This window comes from Micromonospora sp. GCM10011541, assembly GCF_042650725.1.
Lineage (GTDB): Bacteria > Actinomycetota > Actinomycetes > Mycobacteriales > Micromonosporaceae > Micromonospora > Micromonospora sicca.
The window spans coordinates 78335-96807 of record NZ_JBHSBP010000047.1 but is presented as its reverse complement, the minus strand read 5'-3'; the positions used below and the strand labels follow the sequence as shown (position 1 = coordinate 96807).

The following is an 18473-nucleotide window of genomic DNA, read 5'->3' as shown; positions in this document are numbered from 1 at the left end:
GAGTTTGCCGACGAGTTCGGCGGTGAGGTGTTGGGCCTCGGCGGCGCTGCCCCCGTTGCCCGCCACCAGCAGCCGCCCGCCCCGGGCCAGCGTCCAGGCCAGCTCGGTGCCCCAGTCGGCCAGCCGCTCGGCCTGCCGGCGGTACGGCAGCAGCGTTGCGGCGAGCCCGGACAGGTGCGCGTCGAGGGTGGAGAGCTGGGTCATCAGGCCACCGCCCGGGCGGGACGGGCGACCGTGGCCACCGCGGCGTAGACCGCGCCGAGCTGCTCGGCGCAGCGCTTCCACGAGTACCGGCTGCGGATCCGGTCCAGCGCCGCCGTGGCGTACGCGAAGCGGCGGACCTTGTCGGCCAGCAGCCGGCGGACCGCGGCCCCCAGGGCGCGGGGGTCGCGCGGCGGGACCAGGTCGCCGGTGAGCCCGTCGACGACGGTGTCGGCGATGCCGCCCACGTCGGTGCCGATCACCGGCACCCCGCAGGCCATGCCCTCCAGCGGGGTGAGCCCGAACGGCTCGTACCAGGGGGCGGCGACCAGCACGTCGGCCGAGCGGTACCAGGAGGCCATCTCCTCGCGGGGCACGCCGCCGACCAGCTCGACCCGGTCGGCGACGCCGCAGGACTCGGCGAGGGCGGACAGCCGGCGGGCGAAGGAGTCGGCGGCGAGCAGCTCGGCCGGTGGCCCGCCGACCACCACGCACTCGGCGTCCGGCACGGCCGGCAGCGCCCGGACCACATCGAGGAAGCCCTTGCGTTCCACCATCCGGCCGACGGTGAGGATCCGCGGCCGGGCCGGGTCGTGCGGGGCGACCGGGCCGTCCGGGCGGAACACGTCCTGGTTGACGCCGGAGGGCACCAGCGCCATCCGGGACCGGGGCACCCCCATCCGGACCAGCTCGGCGACCTCGTCCGCGCACTGTACGACGACCCGGTCGACGGCCCGGCCCAGCGCGCGTTCGTAGCCGACCCGCCCTGGTGGACTGGTGTCCCGGCCGCCCTGGTGCCGTCGTTTCACCGTGCCGAGCGCGTGGTACGTCAGCACGGTCGGTACCCCGGTACGTCGGCCGGCGTGCACGGTGGCCAGGCCGCTCATCCAGAAGTGCGCGTGCGCGACGTCGGGCGTCCAGTCCCCGTGCCGCCACCGGTCGGCGAGCCAGCCGCCGAACTCCCCCATGTACGGCAGCAGCTCGTCCTTGGGCACCCGCCGCGCCGGCCCGGCCGGCACGTGGCAGACCTGGTAACCGCCCGGTGTGGACACCGACTCGGGCAGCGTGGTGGAGTCCCGGCGGGTGTAGACGCGGACGTCGTGCCCCTCGCCGACCAGCGCGGCCGCGAGTTCCGCCACGTGGGTGTTCTGACCGCCGGCGTCCTCCTCGCCGAGGACGGCGAGCGGGCTGGCGTGCTCCGAGATCATCGCGATGCGCATGTTTCCTCCTCCATCAGCCGGTCCCAGTCAGTGAGAAACCGGTCGAGCCCGAAGCGGTTCTTCGTCACCTCGCGCGCCCGCGCCCCCAGCCGGTACGCCGCGTCGCGGTCCTCGGCGAGCCAGCGGGCCGCCTCCACCAGCGTGTCGACCCGGGTGGACAGCACCGCCGCGTCGGGCGGTACGGCGTCCACCGCCTCGGTGGTGGCGAGCGCGACCACCGGCATGCCGATCGTCATGGCCTCGATGAGGCTCAGCCCCAGCGAGGTCCACCGGCACAGGTGCAGGTACGCCCGCCGGCGGGCGACCGCCGCGTGCATCCGGTCCTGCGGCAGGTCCTCGTGCCCGGTGACCGGGTGGGCGAGGGCGGCGCCGGCCGCGGTGAGCGCCTCCGGCAGTGTGGCCACCCCCATGCCGAACACGTCCAGCGGGGCGACTGCCGCGAACCGGGGCATCAGGTCGGTGCCGGTGACCCGCCAGCGGCGGACCGGCTCGTTGGTGACCACCGCGAGCCGGTCGAGGTCGCCGGTCCACTCCACCCGGGGCGGGACGATGCCGTGCTCGATCACCGCCGTGCGGGTGCCGCCGTTGTCCCAGAACAGCTCGTTGAAGTGGGTCACGTGGGTGAGCAGCAGGTCGTCCCGGTCGGCCATCGGGTGGCGGGTGTTGGGCACGTCGCCCTTGGGGGTGTTGTGCTCGACGTAGATCGCCGGCAGGTCCCGCCCGGGCCGGCGGCCCAGCCACTGCTCGGTCAGCTCCAGCTCCTGCGGCCGTTGCAGGATCACCACGTCCACGTCCGCCCGGCCCAGCTCCTGCGGGGTCACCTCCACCGCGCTGTCGGGCCACGGATAGGTTCGCGCCCGGCCCAGGCCGTACGGGCCGCGGTCGGGGGTGACCGGGACCAGGTACCGGTGTTTCCCGTGCACGAAGGACGTGGTCCAGGAGCCGTGCACGTGCCAGAGCAGGACGTTCATGCCTCTCCTCGCGATCGGGCTGGTCGGGGGCCGGGACGGACAGGGGCTCAGGTGGGCGCGGGCGGTGCGAGGAGGCGGACGGCCGCGGCCACCTCGGCCGGGTCGACGCCGGTCAGGCAGGGGTGCCCGGCGACCGGGCAGACCGCCGCCCGGGTGTCCCGGCAGGCGGCCCCGGCGTCGCCGAGCCGGACGGTGGGCACCCGGTAGGGGCCCCACTGTCCAAAGGGGACGGTCGGGGCGAAGAGGCTGACCACCGGGGTGCCGACGGCCGCCGCCAGGTGCGCCGGGCCGGTGTTGCCGACCACCAGGCAGCGGGCCCCGGTGAGGATCCGGGCGAGCCCGGCCAGGTCGGTCGCGCCGCCGAGGTCGATGCCGCCGCGGGCGGCGACCCGGGCGGTGAGCTCCCGCTCGTCGGGTCCACCGGTGACGACCACCCGGTGCCCGTCGGCAACGAGGGCGGCGACGATGTCGGTGCAGCGGTCGGCCGGGCAGGCCCGGGCCGGCACGGACGAGCCGGGATGGACCACGACGTAGTCGCGCGACGCCGGTTCCGCCGCTGGGTCGGCGGCCGTGAGCGCACCCGCCCGACCGGTACCGGCGGCGGCCGTCGCGACGCCGGAGCCGGCGCTGCCGGTGACCCCGGTCGGCGCGGCGGGAGCGGCCAGGTCGGCGCGCAGCCGCAGGCGCGGCTCGTCGTCGGCGGGCAACGCGAAGCCGGCCGCGGCGGCCAGCGAGAGCGCCCGCTCCGGCTCCGGCACGCCGACCGGCACCCGGTGCCGGACGTCGAGCAGGGAGCCCGGGTAGTCGTCGCTGATCGCGCTGATCCGGGGCACGCCGGCCAGCCGCAGCAGCAGCGCCAGCGGGAGCGGCGACTGGTGGAAGGAGGTGAAGACGACGGCCTCGTCCGCGCCGACCTCGGCGAGCCGGGCGGTGAGCCGGCGGATGTCGTCGGGGTCCACCGGGTCGGGGGAGCCGTCGATCCAGGGCAACCGCCACTCGATCAGCTCGTCGACGCCGGGCAGCAGCTCGGCGGCGGCGCGGCCGCCCGGTCCGCAGAGCAGCACGACGCGCTCCGCCCCGGCGGCCACGGCGCGGATCCCCGGGCCGGTGACCAGCACGTCCCCGGCCGAGTCGCCGCGCACCACCAGCACGGTGCCGGCCCGCCCCGCGCGCGCGACGGCGGGCTGGACGGCGTGCTGCCGGCGCAGGATCTCGTCCACCGCCGCCGGCAGGTCCCGGGCCACGGCCGGCGCGGCGGCGACCTCCTCGGGGCGGGTGACCGGGGTCGGCACCAGGATGCCGGTGGCGCCGGCGGCGAGCGCGGCGGCCATGTCCCGGCCGATGTCGCCAACCATGACGCAGCGGGCGGGCGTGGTGCCGAGCGCCGTGGCGGCGGCGTGCACCAGACCGGGAGCCGGCTTGCGGCAGGCGCAGCCGTCCGTGTCGTCGTGCGGGCAGATCCGCCAGTCGTCGAAGGGGCCGAGCAGCTCCTCGACCCGGGCGTGCACCGCCCGCATGTCGGCCTCGGTGAAGTAGCCCCGCGCCAGGCCGGACTGGTTGGTCACCACGGCCAGCCGGAGACCGGCCGCCCGCAGGCGGTCCAGCGCCGCTCGCGCGCCCGGCAGCGGGCGGACCTTCTCCGGGTCGCCGTTGTAGGGCACGTCCTCGATCAGCGTGCCGTCCCGGTCGAGGAGCACCGCGTCGAAAAGGGCAGGACGAGCCATGGCCGACCAGTTGCCCCGGGCAAGTGAAGTAAACATCATTCTCTCGCTCCCGGCCGCGCAACCCCCAGGACCGATCCGGCGGGCACCGACCGGCTGCGCCACCAGCCGCGTACCCAGTGGACGACGGCGAGCGGGGGGATCAGCGCGCTGGTCACCAGCATGGTGGCGACCTCGTCGGCGGTGCGCGGTCCGGGCGCGATCCGGTCCCGGGCGAACTCGGCGGTGCCCGCCGCCCAGCCGAGCGCGGCGACGCCGGCGGTGACCCCGAGCACCCGCCGGGCCGATGCCCGGCGCGGTCGGGTGCGCAGCGCGGCGGCGCCCAGCGCCAGCGCGCCCGCCGCGGTGACCGCCACGTGCCGGGGCCGCCGGCCCGGGAGCAGCTCCAGATCGGAGCGCCAGTTCGGACCGTACAGCCGGCGCAGCAGCGCATCGTCGGCGTTGCCGCGCTGGGTGCGCAGGCTGACCCAGCGGCTCTCGGGGCGTACCGGATGGGCCACCCGGCGGTGGCCGCGGACCAGCTGCCAACCGGCGAGCCGGATCCGGTGGGCCAGCTCGGCGTCCTCCCGGTAGGCCCGCGGGAAGCGCTCGTCGAACCCCCCGACGGCGGCCAGCGCCGTCCGCCGGTAGGCCATGTCCGCGGTGATCCAGTGCCCCTCGGCCAGGCCGGCGGTGCCGCGCTCCCAATCGGTGGGGCGCCGGCCGGTGGGCAGCGGCACCGCCACGACGCCCTGCACGCCGCCGACGGCGTTCCCCACCGCAAGGTCGTCGCGCAGCCGCCGGCACCAGTCCGGCGCCGGCACCACGTCGTCGTCCAGGAAGACCACCCACGCCCCCCGGGCCGCCCGCCAGCCCAGGTCGCGGGCCGCCGCCGGGCCCGCGCCGCGCCCGGTCAGCACCTTCGTGTACGCGGACAGCGCCCCCGGCACCGCCACCTCCCCGGTGTCGTCGCGCCGGTCGTCGACCAGCAGCAGCTCCACCTCGGGCAGTTCGCCGAGCTGGCCGGCGAGGGTGTCCAGCAGCGCCGCCAGGCTCGGCCGGCCGAGTGTCGGCACCACGATGCTGATCACCAGTCACCGGCCAGGGACCGGCGGTGCACCGCGAACGGACCGAGCGCGAGCAGGTCCACCGGCGCCGAGCCGAACAGCTCCATCGCCTCGCGGGGGGTGTCCACCATCGGCCGGCCGGCCGTGTTCAGCGAGGTGTTCACCACCACCGGCAGGCCGGTGAGCCGCTCGAACTCGGCCAGCATCTCGGCCACCACCGGCTCGGTGTCGGCGTGCACGGTCTGCACCCGGGCGGTGCCGTCGACGTGGGTGACCGCCGGGATGCGGTCCCGCCACTCCGGCTTCACCCGGTGCACGAAGAGCATGTACGGGCTGGGGAAGACCCCCTCGAAGATCTCCGCGAAGCGTTCCGCGCGGACCATCGGGGCGATCGGGCGGAACTGCTCCCGGCCCTTGACGTCGTTCATCCGGGCGGTGGTCGCCGGGTCGCCCGGGTGGGCGAGCAGCGACCGGTGGCCCAGCGCGCGCGGGCCGTACTCGCTGCGGCCCTGGTACCAGGCGACGATGCCGTTGGTGGCGAGCACCCGGGCCGCCTCGGCGGCGATCGACGCCGGCCGGGTGTACGGCAGCGCGGCGCGGCGCAGCTCCGCCTCCAGCTCCTCGTCCGACCAGCCCCGGCCCAGGTCGACCCCGGCCAGCGGGGTGGGCCGGTCGCCGAGCGTGCCGGCCATGTGCAGGGCCGCGCCGAGTGCCGTCCCCGAGTCGCCGGCCGCCGGCTGCACCCAGACCTCGCGGTACGGCCCCTCGGCCGCGAGCCGGGCGTTCGCCACGCAGTTCAGCGCCACCCCGCCGGCCATGGCCAGGGTCGACGCGCCGCCGGCGGCGTCGTACAGCCAGCGGGACAGGTCGAGAACGACCTCCTCCAACCGGGCCTGCACGCTGGCGGCGAGATCGGCATGCTCCTCGGTCATCTCGCCGTCGGCGGTGCGCGCCTTGGCCATGCTCGCCCAGTCGATCCGCTCGACCCGGAAGCCACCGTCGTCGGTGGCCCGCACCAGCTCGCGCAGCAGGCCCAGGTGCCTCGGTCGGCCGTACGAGGCCAGCGCCATCACCTTGTACTCGTCGCTGGAGTGCAGGAAGCCCAGGTGCCGGGTCAGGTCCTCGTAGAGCAGGCCGAGCGAGTGCGGCAGTTGCTGGGAGTACAGGGCGGACAACCGTCCGTCGCGGTAGACGCCGGCCAGGTGGCTGGCCACCTCGCCGCGCCCGTCCAGCACCAGCACCGCGGTGTCGTCGCCGGCCCGAGGTGCGGCCAGCCCGGCGGAGGCGGCGTGCGCCACGTGGTGCGGCACGAACCGCACCTTCTCCGGGTCGAGCCCGGGCAGGGCGGCGGCGAGGAACTGCGGGGCCCGCTTGGCGTAGTCGACCCGCAGCCAGTCCCACGGGTCGCCCAGGCCGAGGTCGGCCGCGTCCCGACAGAGGCCGGGGTCGAACGAGTAGGCGACCGCGTCGAGGTTGTCGACGTCGATCCCCGCGCTCGCCAGGCACCAGGCGGCGGACAACTCGGGCAGCTCCCAGGCGGAGAAGGGCACGGGACGCTTGCCGTGCTTGCGGCGGCTGAACCTCTCCTCTTCGGCGGCGGCCACCACCGTCCCGTCCACCACCAGGGCGGCCGCCGGGTCGTGGAAGATGGCGTTGATCCCAAGGACGCGCATGAGAAGTCCCTACCCTGGCCTTCGCGCCCTAACCTGTAGATCATCGACTTCTCCGCGGGTGCCAATCGTCGGCTGTGGAGATACGTGACCCTGCAGGTGCTGCGCGGCCGGGTCGTGGCCGAGGGCCGGGCGTGGCGGGCGGGGATCGGGTGATCGGCGCCGGAGGCCGGCGCCGACCGTGCCGGGGCGAGGGTCAGATCCGCTCGTCGCGGAGCATGCCCGGGCCGAACACCTCGTACGCGATCCGCTCCGCCGGTACGCCCCGGCGCAGCAGGCCGCCGCGGACCGCGTTCATGAACGGTAGCGGCCCGCAGAGGTGCACGTGCGCGTCGGGGGAGAGCGGGATCAGCTCCGGGTCCACCAGGCCGGTGGCGACCTGTGCCTTCAGCCCAGCCAGCTCCCCGTCGGCGGCGTCCTCGTACCAGAGGTTCAGCCGCAGCCGGGGCAGCCGCTCCAGGAGCCGGGGCAGTGCGTCGCGCAGGGCGTGCGCGGCCGCGGTGCGGTCGGCGTGCACCAGCACCACCGGACGTTCCGGCTCGGCCGCCGCGAGGTGTTCCAGCGCGGCCATCGCCGAGGTGAGCCCGATGCCGGCGCTGACCAGCAGCAGCGGGCCGCCGCCGGCGACCGCGCTGACCTCGCCGAAGGGCGGGCTGAGCCGCAGCGTGTCACCGACCGCGATCCGGTCGTGCAGGAAACCGGAGACCATCCCGTCCGGTGCGTCTCCGGTGCCGCGTACCCGCTTGACGGTGATCCGCCAGTGGTCGGCGCCGGGACGTCCGGAGAGGCTGTACTGCCGGATCTGCTGGCCGCGCCCGGCGTCCAGGTCGACGGCGACGGAGGTGTACTGGCCGGGGGTGAAGGTGGGCACCGGGCCGCCGTCGACCGGGACCAGGGTGAACGAGACGACGTCCCGGGTCTCCTGGACCCTGTCGGTCACCCGCCAGGCCCGCCATACCGACCCGTTCTCCGCCACCCCGGCCTCGGTGTAGAGGCGCGCCTCCCGCGCGATCAGCTCGCAGGCCAGCAGCCAGTACACCTCGTCCCAGGCCGCCGCGATCTGGGGGGTGACGGCGTCGCCGAGCACCTCACCGATCGCGGCCATCAGGTGCCGGCCCACGATCGTGTACTGGGTGGCGGTGATGCCGAGGGAGACGTGCTTGTGCGCGATCCGGTCCAGGATCGGCCCCCACGGCATCGTCCCGGGGCCGGTCAGGTGCTCGGCGTACGCCACGACGGCGGCGGCGAGCGCGGCCTTCTGCTGCCCGGTCGCCTGGTTGCCGCGGTTGAAGATGTTGAGCAGCTCCGGGTGGGCGTCGAACATTCGCTGGTAGAAGCGGCCGGTGATCGCCTCTCCATGCGCCTGCACGACGGGCAGGGTCGCCTTCACCACTGCTGCTGATGATTCCGAGAGCACGACTACTCCTTCAGTGATCCGTTCTGGCGATCACCACTGAACAGGAATCTGAAAGTCCCCTTCTAGGTCGAAGGTCCCGGGTCCGGGGTCGTCTGAATCACATCCGCTGACCGGCTCATCGGCCCGTGTCGCGAGCCGTTCGCGCTGGCTAGCGTCGGTGCCGTGAAGCTCAACCGGTCCACCGACATGGCCCTGCGGATCGCCATGCTCACCGCCGTGTCCCCGGCGCGTACCACGGTGGACGAACTGGCCATCCAGCTCGCGCTGCCCCGCAGCCACGTCGCCAAGGTCGTCTCGGGCGCCGGGACTCCTGGCAGCGCTGGACGTACGTCCCGCCCTGCCGACCGCCGCGACCGGCCCGCTCCCGCAGCTCCACCGGCAGCGCCTGGACGGTCATGCTCTCCAGCACCAGGTCGAATCCCGGCTGCCAGCCAGTCGGCGGATCCAGCAGGTCCGCGGTCTGGTAGCGGACCGGCGAGTCCGGGTGGCGCGCCCGGGCGGCCCGCACGGCCGTCGGGGAGATCTCGAAGGCGACGGTACGGAAGCCGAGGCCGGCCAGGTGCTCGGCGCCCCGGCCGAAGCCGCAGCCGACCACCACCGCGCTCCGGCCGGCCCCGTCCATCCCCGTCCGTCCGGTCCATTCGGCGAGCAGGGAATGCGGCGTGTCCCGGTCCCACGGCACGACCGCCTCGCCCCGCTCCGCCTCCGCGTAGAGCCGCTCGAACCAGCCGGTCGGGTCCCCGGCGGCGACCGACCGGGAAGACAAACGCCTGGTCGGATCGTTGTCGTCCACTGACGCCCCCGCGCCCGGCCGCCGTCCCGGGGCCCTCGCCCGGAGGCGGGCACGGCACGCGCCGCGGCGTAACCCCGCGGCTCACCCGCCCGGGTGCCACGGCTCTGTCGGAGCGCCGGGCTAGGCTCGCTCCGGCGCGCCGCGCGTGGCGATCGAGCCGGTGAGCGGCACCACACCGCCGAGACCTGGGAGTACGACCAGTTGACCGCACAGCCTGAGACCCTGTACGGGGCCGACGACCTCACGCATCTGGAGGGCCTGGACGCCGTCCGGAAGCGCCCCGGCATGTACATCGGCTCCACCGACAGCCGTGGCGTGGGTCACCTCGTCAACGAGATCCTCGACAACTCCACCGACGAGGGTGTCGCGGGTCACGCCACCAAGGTCGAGGTGATCCTGCACGCCGACGGCTCGGTGCAGGTCGACGACGACGGCCGGGGCATCCCCACCGACGTGCACGCCAAGTCCGGCATCTCCGGCGTCGAGTTGGTGCTCACCCGGCTGCACGCCGGCGGCAAGTTCGGCGGCTCGGGCTACAAGACCTCCGGCGGCCTGCACGGTGTGGGCGCCTCCGCGGTCAACGCCCTGTCCCGGCGGTTCGACGTGACCGTCCGGCGCGGCGGCAAGGTCCACTCGATGTCGTTCCGGCACGGCGTACCGGGGATCTTCGACGGGCCTGGTCCGGACGCACGCTTCACCCCCGGTCCGGGCCTGCAGATCGTCGGCGCGATGAAGCGCGGCCAGCGCACCGGCACCTCGATCCGGTGGTGGCACGACACCCGGTACTTCGAGACGGGCGCCCGGCTGGACAGCGACGCGGTCCGGCTCAAGCTCCGCAACACCGCGTTCCTCGTCCCCGGCGTGGCCTACCTGCTGCGCGACGAGACGGGCGAGGAGCGCACCGAGGAGAAGTTCCACTTCCCCAACGGCCTCACCGACATGGTGGAGTTCCTCGCCCCGGCCGGTGACCGGCCGGTCTCCGGCACGCTGCTGATCACCGGCGAGGGGACGTACCGGGAGAACGCGGCCGACGCCAACGGCGTGATGCAGTCCAACGTGCAGCGCCGGGCCGAGGTCGAGGTGGCGCTGCGCTGGGGCACCGGCTACGAGCGCACCGTGGAGTGCTTCACCAACACCATCCGCAACGCGCACGGCGGGACCCACCGCAAGGGGTTCGAGCGGGCCCTGGTCCGCACCCTGACCGAGGCGGCCCGCAACACCCGCGGCATGCTCCGCCCCAAGGAGGACGCGCCCACCCTGGACGACGTCCTCGAGGGGATGACGGCCGTGGTGCACGTCCGCATCCCGGAGCCCCAGTTCACCTCGCAGACCAAGGACGAGCTGTCCACCGCGGGCATCACCAAGGTGCTCCAGGGTCTGGTCGAGCAGCACCTCAAGGCCTGGTTGGAGGACCGGCGCACCAAGGCCGAGGCGCGGACGGTGCTGCAGAAGATCGTCGACGCGGCCCGGGTCCGGCTGACCCAGAAGCAGCAGAAGGACGCGGCCCGGCGCAAGACCGCCCTGGAGGGCGCGTCGATGCCGGCCAAGCTGGTCGACTGTCGGGCCACCGGGGTGGACCGCAGCGAGCTGTTCATCGTGGAGGGGGACAGCGCGCTCGGGTGCTTCACCGGCGACACGATGGTCTCGTTGGCATCGGGTCAGAGCCGATCCTTCGCCGATTTGGCTGCGGACTGGCAGCACGGCATCAGCCACTTCGGCTACAGCACCAACAAGGCTGGCCGGGTGGTCATCGCTCCGCTGCTGGAGCCGCGGCTCACCAAGCGCGATGCCCCGTTGGTGCGTGTCACGCTCGACAACGGCGAGTCGGTGCGGTGCACCCCCGATCATCTGTTCCGGCTGCGCGACGGCTCCTACCGGCGGGCTGACGCACTTGTGCCCGGTGATTCCCTTATGCCCCTGTATCGCAGTCTGTCGAACAAGGCGGAGGGGCACAAACTGCAGGGGTATGAGCGGGTCTGGATGAACGACCGCGAGGAGTGGGTCTACACCCATTACCTGGCGGACGTGTGGAATCTGCGCCACGGCAGGGACAGCGTTACAAACGGCACCGTCCGTCATCACGTCGACATCAACAAGCGAAACAATGACCCGCGCAATCTGCGCCGGATGACCTGGGCCGACCACTCCGCCCTGCACGCCGCGATGATGGGCGAACATGTCCACGCCGGTTGGCGGGAGTGGTTCGACAATGGGGGCCGAGAGTTCCGCTCGGCCATGCTGACAGCGCAGTGGCGGGATCCTGCCTTCCGTGAGGCCTGCCTCGCGCGGCTGTTCGCGCTCAATGAGTCGCCCGCGTTCCGCGCAAAGATCGAAAAGGGCTTCCAGGACTGGTACAACGCGCTAGGTGCCGACGAGCAGCGTGCCTATGCCGAGCGGATGCGTGAGCGGCAGGCGACATACTGGTCGCAGCCGGAGCATCGACAGGCAGCAGCCGAGCGGGTGCGGGAATACTTCACCGATCCCGCTCGTCGAGAGGAGTGGCGTGAGCGCTCGTTGAAGCAGTGGCGTGACGACGCATTACGTGCTTGGCGGTCACGAGAGACCGTGGAACAGTTCGCGAACCCCGCCGAGCGGGAACGCCAGCGCGGCGCCGTACTGGCCTGGCACCGGGACAACCCCGAATTCGGTGAGCAGCACTCGTCCCGGATGAGGCGGCGGATGACTGACCCGAGCACGGGCCACCTCGCCAAGGCGCAGGCCGGCAGGGCTCGATACGTCGCAACGGTGCCGCGCCAGGAACGCGTTGGCCGGCAACTCGAAGGTCGGCGTCTGGCTGCGCTGCGTCGTCTCGCGCCGCTGCTGTCGCAAGCCGACGAGGAGTTGGCGACCGCCTACGAAGCCGAGCGGTTGCGGACCGCCCGCACCGGCCTCCGTTTCGATCGGCTCCGGAGCCTCTACGGGGGCGACTACGGGCGACTGCGAGAGGCGGCCTCCCTTGTCAACCACCGCGTGGTATCCGTAAAGGCTCTGGACGAGACGGCGGACGTCTACGACCTGACCGTCGATGGCTACCACAACTTCGCGCTCGAAGCGGGTGTGTTCGTCCACAACAGCGCCCGGGTGGCACGAACCGCTGAGTACCAGGCGCTGCTGCCGATCCGCGGCAAGATCCTCAACGTGCAGAAGGCGAACCTCCAGCAGGTGCTGGACAATGCCGAGTGCGCGGCAATCGTGCAGGTGCTCGGCGCCGGGTCGGGGCGGACTTTCGACCTCTCCGCGCTGCGGTACGGCCGGGTCCTGATCATGGCCGACGCGGACGTCGACGGCGCGCACATCCGGACCCTGCTGATCACGCTCTTCGCCCGCTACATGCGTCCGCTGATCGAGGCCGGCCGGCTCTTCGCCGCGATGCCGCCGCTACACAAGATCACTACCAAGGGGCGCAACCCGCAGACCGTCTACACGTACACCCAGGCGGAGATGGAGGCGACGGTCCGCAAGCTGGAGAAGGCCGGCAAGCAGATCGTCACGCCGATTCCGCGCTTCAAGGGTCTCGGCGAGATGGATGCCGACGAGCTTTGGGAGACCACGATGAACCCGGCCACCCGGGCGGTCCGCCGGATCACCCTCGACGACGTCGAGGCGGCTGAGCGGATCCTGGAACTGCTGATGGGGGAGAAGGTCGAACCGCGCCGCAACTGGCTGATCGACTCGGCCGACCGGGTCGACCGCCAGGCGATCGACGCATGACGACCGGGTTCGTTCGGAAGGAAAGCTGAGTCATGGCACGCCGCAAGGAAGACCGCACCAAGGCGGACCTGTCCGCCTTCGACCAGGCCGGCGCGCGGGTCTTCGACAACCCGCTGGTCACCGAGGTCTCCGACTCCTACCTGGAGTACGCCTTCTCGGTCATCCACTCCCGCGCCCTGCCCGACGCCCGCGACGGTCTCAAGCCGGTGCACCGGCGCATCCTTTACGCGATGAATGAGGCGGGGTTCCGCCCCGATCGCGCGCATGTAAAGTCCGCCCGCGTGGTCGGCGACGTGATGGGCCGCTACCACCCGCATGGTGACTCCGCGATCTACGACGCGATGGTCCGCATGGCCCAGGACTTCTCGCTCAACGTGCCGCTCATCGATGGGCATGGAAATTTTGGAAGCCAGGACGACGGACCGGCCGCGGCGCGCTACACCGAGGCGCGGATGTCCCGCGAGGCGATGCTGCTCGTCGGCGAGCTGGGCGAGGACACCGTCGACGTCGAGCCCAACTACGACGGCTCGCTGACCCAGCCGACCGTGCTGCCGGCCGCCTTCCCCAACCTGCTGGTGAACGGCGCGTCCGGGATCGCGGTCGGGATGGCGACCAACATGATCCCGCACAACCTCGGCGAGGTGGTCCAGGCCGCGCGGTGGCTGATCAACCACCCGGACGCCGACCTGGACAAGCTCATGGAGTTCGTCCCCGGCCCCGACCTGCCCACCGGCGGGCTGCTACTCGGCCTCGACGAGGTGCGCCGAGCGTACGAGACCGGGCGCGGGGTGGTCCGGATGCGCGGCCGGGTGGAGGTCGGCCCGCTCGAGGGCAGCCGCGGCCGGCAGGCCATCACCGTCACCGAGCTGCCGTACGGGATCGGCGCGGAGAAGGTCATCGCGGCGATCACCAACGAGGTGAACAAGACCAAGCGGCTCACCGGCATCGCCGACGTCAAGGACCTGACCGACCGGGAGAACGGCACCCGGCTGGTGATCGAGTGCAAGGTGGGCGTCAACCCGCAGGCGTTGCTGGCCGACCTGTACCGGCTCACCCCGCTGGAGCAGTCCTTCGGCGTCAACAACCTGGTCCTGGTCGACGGCCAGCCGCAGACCCTGGGGCTCAAGGCGCTGCTGGAGGTCTTCCTCGCCCACCGGTACGACGTGGTGACCCGGCGCAGCTCCTACCGCCGGCGCAAGCGGGAAGAGCGGCTGCACCTCGTCGACGGCCTGCTGATCGCCCTGCTGGACATCGACAAGGTGGTCAAGCTGATCCGGGGCAGCGACGACGCCCAGGCCGCCAAGGACGGCCTGATGCGCCAGTTCAAGCTCTCCGACATCCAGGCCACCTACATCCTGGACACTCCGCTGCGCCGGCTGACGAAGTACGACCGGATCGAGCTGGAGGCCGAGCAGGAGAAGCTCCGCAAGGAGATCGCCGAGCTCTCCACGATCCTGGACGACGAGAAGGTGCTCCGGAAGCTGGTCTCCGACGAGCTGGCCGCCGTGGTCAAGCAGTTCGGCGCCCCGCGCCGGACCACGCTGGTCGACGGCGACCTCAAGGAGGTGCTGGCCGCCTCCGCGCCGGCCGGTCCGCTGGAGGTCGCCGACGACCCGTGCCAGGTGATCCTCTCCGCGACCGGGCTGGTCGCCCGGACCGCGGCCGAGTCGGAGGAGGCCGTCGAGGGGCGGCGGCGCAGCGGCCGGGTCAAGCACGACGCGGTACGCGCGGTCGTCCACTCCACGGCCCGGGGCCGGGTGCTCCTGGTGACCAGCGCCGGCCGGGCGTTCAAGATCGATGTGCTGCCGCTGCCGGTGCTGCCCGAGCAGTCCGGCACGGTGTCGCTACGCGGCGGGATGTCGGCCGCCGAGCTGGTGCCGCTGGAGCCGGGGGAGACGGTGGTCGGCCTGGCGCCGCTCGGCCCGTCCGCCGAGGGCTCCCCGGGTCTGGCGCTCGGCACCCGCCAGGGCGTGGTCAAGGTCTGCGCCCCGGAGTGGCCGGTCCGCTCCGACGAGTTCGAGGTGATCTCCCTGCGCGAGGGGGACGAGGTGGTCGGGGCGACCTGGCTCACCGACGGCGGGGAGACCATCGCCTTCGTCTCGTCCGAGGCGTCCCTGCTGCGCTTCGCCGCCTCCGTGGTCCGGCCGCAGGGCGTCAAGGGTGGCGGCATGGCCGGCATCAATCTGCCGGCCGGCGCCCGGGTGGTCTTCTTCGGCGCGATCCGCACCGACGACCCGGGGCACGGCGAGCCGATGGTGGTCACCTCGACCGGCGCCACGGTGAAGGTGACGCCGTTCAAGGCGTACCCGGCGAAGGGGCGGGCGACCGGCGGGGTCCGCGCGCAGCGGCTCCTCAAGGGCGAGCTGGACCTGGCCGTGGCCTGGATCGGCCCGCGCCCGGTCGGCGCGACGGCCACCGGTGACCCGGTCGAACTGCCCCCGGCGGACCCGCGCCGCGACGGCTCCGGATTCGCCGTCATGCTCGGCCCCACGGTCGTCGGCCACCTGGTCGAACGCCACTGACCCCTGCGGGAGGGGCCGGCGGCAAGGCCGCCGCCTCCTCCCGCCCCCGTCCCGCCCCTCGCTGTTGATCATGAGGTTGACGGACTCGATTCGGGCAATTCAACCCGTCAACCTCATGATCAACGGGGTGGGGGGTGGGGTGGGGGGTCAGAGTTCGGGTTCGGGGCCTCGGCGGGAGTCGGGGGTGGTGCCGCGGAGGTGGGCGATCAGGCGCATGCCGTGATAGATCACCAGCGCGGCGGCGGTACCCAGGGCGATGCCGTTGAAGGAGAGGTCGCCGGCCGTCAGGGTGTAGTTGGCGGCGCCGATGATCAGCGCGACGGCGGCGGTCATCAGGTTGACCGGGTCGTGGAAGTCGACCCGGTTCTCGATCCAGATCCGGGCGCCGAGGATGGCGATCAGGCCGTACAGCGCCGTGGTGGCGCCGCCCAGCACGCCGGCCGGCACGGTGAGGATCAGCGCGCCGAACTTCGGGCTGAGCCCGAGCAGCACCGCCGCCACCCCGGCCACCCAGTACGCCGCCGTCGAGTAGACCCGGGTCGCCGCCATCACGCCGATGTTCTCCGCGTACGTGGTGGTGCCGGAGCCGCCGCCGGAGCCGGCCAGCACGGTGGCGATGCCATCGCCGAGGAACGCCCGGCCCATGTCCCGGTCCAGGTTGCGGCGGGTCATCGCGGCCACCGCCTTGACGTGCCCGGCGTTCTCCGCGATCAGCACCAGGATCACCGGGATCACCAGCACCACCGCCCGCAGGCTGAAGCTCGGCGCGTGGAACTGGGGCAGCCCCACCCAGGCGGCCTCCTTCAGCGCGGTCACCGCCTTCGGGTCCAACTGGCCGAGGACGGCGGCGAGCGCCCAGCCCACCACCACGCCGAGCAGGATGGACAGCCGGGCCAGGAAGCCCCGGAAGACCACCGTGGCGAGCAGGATCGCCACCAGGGTGGCCACCGCGATCGGCGGCTGGGCCTTCACCCCGCCGTTGCCGCCGCCGTCCCAGGCGACCGGCGCGAGGTTGAGCCCGATCAGCGTCACGATCGCGCCGGTGACCACCGGCGGCATCAGCGCGTCGATCCACCGGGCCCCGGCCAGCTGCACCACCACGCCGACCAGCGCGAGCGCCGCGCCGGCCACCACGATGCCGCCGAGCGCCGGGCCGATGTCGCCGCCGGCCTTGGCGGCCAGCACCGGCGCGATGAACGCGAACGACGAGCCCAGGTACGACGGCAGCCGGTTGCCGGTGATCAGCAGGAAGAGCAGCGTGCCGATCCCGGAGAAGAAGAGCGTGGTGGCCGGCGGGAAGCCGGTGATCAGCGGCACCGTGAAGGTGGCGCCGAACATCGCGACCACGTGCTGCACGCCGACCCCGACGGTGCGCGGCCAGGAGAGCCGTTCACCGGGGTGGACCACGTCGCCCGGTCGGATGGCGCGGCCGTCGCCGTGCACGCTCCACGGGGACCAGCGGGAACGTGATGTGGTGGGGGACTGGGTCATGGGGGCCCTTCGCGTCAGGTGACGGGGGCGTGATCGACCCTGAGAGTTGTTTCTAGCACGACCTCGGCCGGGGACGAGGGCCGCCCTGGCAGGTCTACAATCGGGCCGTCTGTCACCGTCGATGGCCCGGGTGCGCCGCGAAGCACTCCCCTCCATGACCCACCTCTCCTCCGGCGGAGTCGCCGGACCGGCGTGAGCCCCGCCATCCGGGTGCGCCCGCGCCGCGAGTTGCGCGCCGCCCGTCGTACCCGCCAGCACGGCTGTTGGGGTCATCTGATCGCCGCGCCGCTCTGGCCGCTGCACGGAGCCAACCTGGGCACCCTGCTGCGCACCTGTGACGCCGTCGGCGCCTGTCTTGCGGTGCCGCCGTTCCGCTGGGTCGACGAGGCCCTCGCCCGGGGCAACACGCTGCGGAGGCCCAGCTGCGTGCACCGGGTCGGCAGCCCGTCCCATTGGCTCGCCGCCGAGCGGGCCGCCGGGGCCCGGATCGTCGGGGTGGAGCTGGCCGACGAGGCGATTCGCCTCGGTGACCTGCCCGCCGCGCGGGGCCGCACCGTTGTGCTGCTCGGCCACGAGGCGAACGGCCTTCCGCCGGAGGCCCTCGACGCCCTGGACGTGGCGGTGGAGATTCGCCGGCCTCCTCTGACCCGCCCTCATCCTCCGCGATCTTGCACTTGCTGCCCCGGCATTCCGGACGTATCACGCGAAGCGCGGGCGCAAAGTGCAAGATCGCGGGAGGCCGGGAGGTCTTGGTGGGTCAGGAGACGCCGGTGGGGCGGAACTGGACGCTGACCCGGGGGCCGACCGGGCGGGTGGTCTTGGGGATGGCGTGTTCCCAGGTGCGCTGGCAGGAGCCGCCCATCACGACCAGGTCGCCGTGGCCGAGCGGGAAGCGGAGGCTGGCCCCGCCGCCGCGGGGGCGCAGCAGCAGCGGGCGCGGCGAGCCGAACGAGACGATGGCGACCATGGTGTCGGTGTGCGCGGAGCGGCCCGTCGTGTCGCCGTGCCAGGCGACGCTGTCCCGTCCGCTTCGGTAGAGGCACATCCCGGCGGTGACGAAGGGCTCGCCCAGCTCGGGTGCGTAGTGCCGGGTCAGCGCCTCCCGGGCCTCGGTCAGCACGGCGTGCGGCAGCGGCCGGCCGGCCGCGTACCAGCAGAGCAGGCGGGGGACGTCGACCTCGGCGTCGTACATGGTGCGGCGCTCCGCGCGCCACGGCACCTCGTGCAGCAGGGTGTCGAGCACCGCGTCGGAGCCGCGCACCCAGCCGGGCAGGTGGTCGACCCAGGCGCCCCGGCTCAGTTGGTGCCGGCGCAGGGCGGCGAGCGGGCCCAGGCTGGGGCCCTGCTCGGTGAAGTCCAGCATCGAGGGCTGGTACGCGACGTCGGACACGCCGCCGATCCTACCAACCGATCGAACAGGCGTACGAGTATCGGCGGCGCAGCATCCGGCGGACGTGCCCGCCGGCCGCCTTGCGCAACCGCTCGCGCGGCTGCTGGGCGCGGTGGGTCTCGATGGTGTCCCGCAGCGCCCGGTTCTGGTCCGGCAGCCACCGGGTCCGGGTCAGCAGGTCCTCGGGCGTACGGCGCCGATCCAGTTCCGCTCGAAGTGCAGGAGCAGAAATCCCATGCCATCGCCACGCCGGTCCGGATCCGGCGTGCCGACCGCCACGTCGGCCCGGAGGCGGGTGGGGGTACCAACCGGTAGGGTGC

11 protein-coding genes and 4 pseudogenes are annotated in these 18473 nt (G+C 73.2%); 5 read left to right on the top strand and 10 right to left on the bottom strand.

Going from position 1 to position 18473, the window contains the following annotated elements; genetic code table 11:
- From ACFOYX_RS17010 to ACFOYX_RS16975, 8 genes and pseudogenes are all read right to left on the bottom strand, one after another.
- Window positions 1–204 (bottom strand): annotated as a pseudogene (locus ACFOYX_RS17010) (phosphoheptose isomerase); the annotation flags it as partial.
- The gene (locus ACFOYX_RS17005) at window positions 204–1421 is read right to left on the bottom strand and encodes a glycosyltransferase (RefSeq protein ID WP_322441229.1); all 1218 of its coding nucleotides are present in this window, start codon (window positions 1419–1421) and stop codon (window positions 204–206) included. The gene ACFOYX_RS17005 and the pseudogene ACFOYX_RS17010, both read right to left, overlap by 1 nt.
- Window positions 1406–2392: a glycosyltransferase gene (locus ACFOYX_RS17000; RefSeq protein WP_322441230.1), complete on the bottom strand. Its 987-nt coding sequence runs from the start codon at window positions 2390–2392 to the stop codon at window positions 1406–1408. The genes ACFOYX_RS17005 and ACFOYX_RS17000 overlap by 16 nt, the downstream gene beginning before the upstream one ends.
- 47 nt (window positions 2393–2439) lie before the next feature.
- Window positions 2440–4116, bottom strand: coding sequence for an HAD-IIIA family hydrolase (locus ACFOYX_RS16995; RefSeq protein WP_322441231.1), 1677 nt, complete (start codon window positions 4114–4116; stop codon window positions 2440–2442).
- 35 nt (window positions 4117–4151) lie between these two features.
- The gene (locus tag ACFOYX_RS16990; RefSeq protein WP_322441232.1) at window positions 4152–5183 is read right to left on the bottom strand and encodes a glycosyltransferase; all 1032 of its coding nucleotides are present in this window, start codon (window positions 5181–5183) and stop codon (window positions 4152–4154) included.
- Window positions 5180–6832 carry a carbamoyltransferase C-terminal domain-containing protein gene (locus ACFOYX_RS16985; protein WP_322441233.1) on the bottom strand — a complete coding sequence of 551 codons (1653 nt, stop codon included), beginning with the start codon at window positions 6830–6832 and terminating at the stop codon, window positions 5180–5182. Before ACFOYX_RS16985 ends, ACFOYX_RS16990 begins: the two co-directional genes overlap by 4 nt.
- Before the next feature lie 193 nt (window positions 6833–7025).
- Window positions 7026–8246 (bottom strand): globin domain-containing protein, encoded by a 1221-nt coding sequence (locus ACFOYX_RS16980; RefSeq protein WP_322441234.1) that lies wholly within the window; start codon window positions 8244–8246, stop codon window positions 7026–7028.
- Window positions 8247–8454: 208 nt separating this feature from the next.
- Window positions 8455–9012: a methyltransferase domain-containing protein gene (locus ACFOYX_RS16975; RefSeq protein WP_322441235.1), complete on the bottom strand. Its 558-nt coding sequence runs from the start codon at window positions 9010–9012 to the stop codon at window positions 8455–8457.
- A 228-nt stretch (window positions 9013–9240) separates the two neighbouring features.
- On the opposite strand from ACFOYX_RS16975, the pseudogene ACFOYX_RS16970 reads away from it, so the two are divergent.
- The 4 genes and pseudogenes from ACFOYX_RS16970 to ACFOYX_RS16955 form a co-directional block, all read left to right on the top strand.
- Window positions 9241–10659, top strand: a pseudogene (locus ACFOYX_RS16970) (ATP-binding protein); the annotation flags it as partial.
- Window positions 10636–12105: pseudogene (locus tag ACFOYX_RS16965) on the top strand (DNA topoisomerase); the annotation flags it as partial. The pseudogenes ACFOYX_RS16970 and ACFOYX_RS16965, both read left to right, overlap by 24 nt.
- 6 nt (window positions 12106–12111) lie before the next feature.
- Window positions 12112–12750, top strand: a pseudogene (locus ACFOYX_RS16960) (toprim domain-containing protein); the annotation flags it as partial.
- A 32-nt stretch (window positions 12751–12782) separates the two neighbouring features.
- Window positions 12783–15272 carry a DNA topoisomerase IV subunit A gene (locus tag ACFOYX_RS16955; RefSeq protein WP_322441236.1) on the top strand — a complete coding sequence of 830 codons (2490 nt, stop codon included), beginning with the start codon at window positions 12783–12785 and terminating at the stop codon, window positions 15270–15272.
- 147 nt (window positions 15273–15419) lie between these two features.
- Here the strand turns inward: ACFOYX_RS16955 and ACFOYX_RS16950 are convergent, their stop codons facing one another.
- Complete coding sequence (locus ACFOYX_RS16950; RefSeq protein ID WP_322441237.1) at window positions 15420–16763, bottom strand: solute carrier family 23 protein; 1344 nt, start codon at window positions 16761–16763, stop codon at window positions 15420–15422.
- A 192-nt stretch (window positions 16764–16955) separates the two neighbouring features.
- Here ACFOYX_RS16950 and ACFOYX_RS16945 point away from each other — a divergent pair, with 192 nt between their 5' ends.
- Window positions 16956–17555: a TrmH family RNA methyltransferase gene (locus ACFOYX_RS16945; RefSeq protein WP_322441238.1), complete on the top strand. Its 600-nt coding sequence runs from the start codon at window positions 16956–16958 to the stop codon at window positions 17553–17555.
- Here ACFOYX_RS16945 and ACFOYX_RS16940 read toward each other — a convergent pair.
- On the bottom strand, window positions 17521–18153 hold the full coding sequence (locus tag ACFOYX_RS16940) for an alpha-ketoglutarate-dependent dioxygenase AlkB (RefSeq protein ID WP_322441239.1): 633 nt from the start codon (window positions 18151–18153) through the stop codon (window positions 17521–17523). The genes ACFOYX_RS16945 and ACFOYX_RS16940 overlap by 35 nt on opposite strands.
- Window positions 18154–18473: the final 320 nt, after the last annotated feature.

Excerpts from the sequence above, each read along its gene's own strand:
- ACFOYX_RS17005 (WP_322441229.1), bottom strand. The coding sequence starts at position 1,421 with ATGCGCATCGCGATGATCTCGGAGCACGCCAGCCCGCTCGCCGTCCTC.
- ACFOYX_RS16995 (WP_322441231.1), bottom strand. The coding sequence starts at position 4,116 with ATGGCTCGTCCTGCCCTTTTCGACGCGGTGCTCCTCGACCGGGACGGC.
- ACFOYX_RS17000 (WP_322441230.1), bottom strand. The coding sequence starts at position 2,392 with ATGAACGTCCTGCTCTGGCACGTGCACGGCTCCTGGACCACGTCCTTC.
- ACFOYX_RS16985 (WP_322441233.1), bottom strand. The coding sequence starts at position 6,832 with ATGCGCGTCCTTGGGATCAACGCCATCTTCCACGACCCGGCGGCCGCC.
- ACFOYX_RS16955 (WP_322441236.1), top strand. The coding sequence starts at position 12,783 with ATGGCACGCCGCAAGGAAGACCGCACCAAGGCGGACCTGTCCGCCTTC.
- ACFOYX_RS16950 (WP_322441237.1), bottom strand. The coding sequence starts at position 16,763 with ATGACCCAGTCCCCCACCACATCACGTTCCCGCTGGTCCCCGTGGAGC.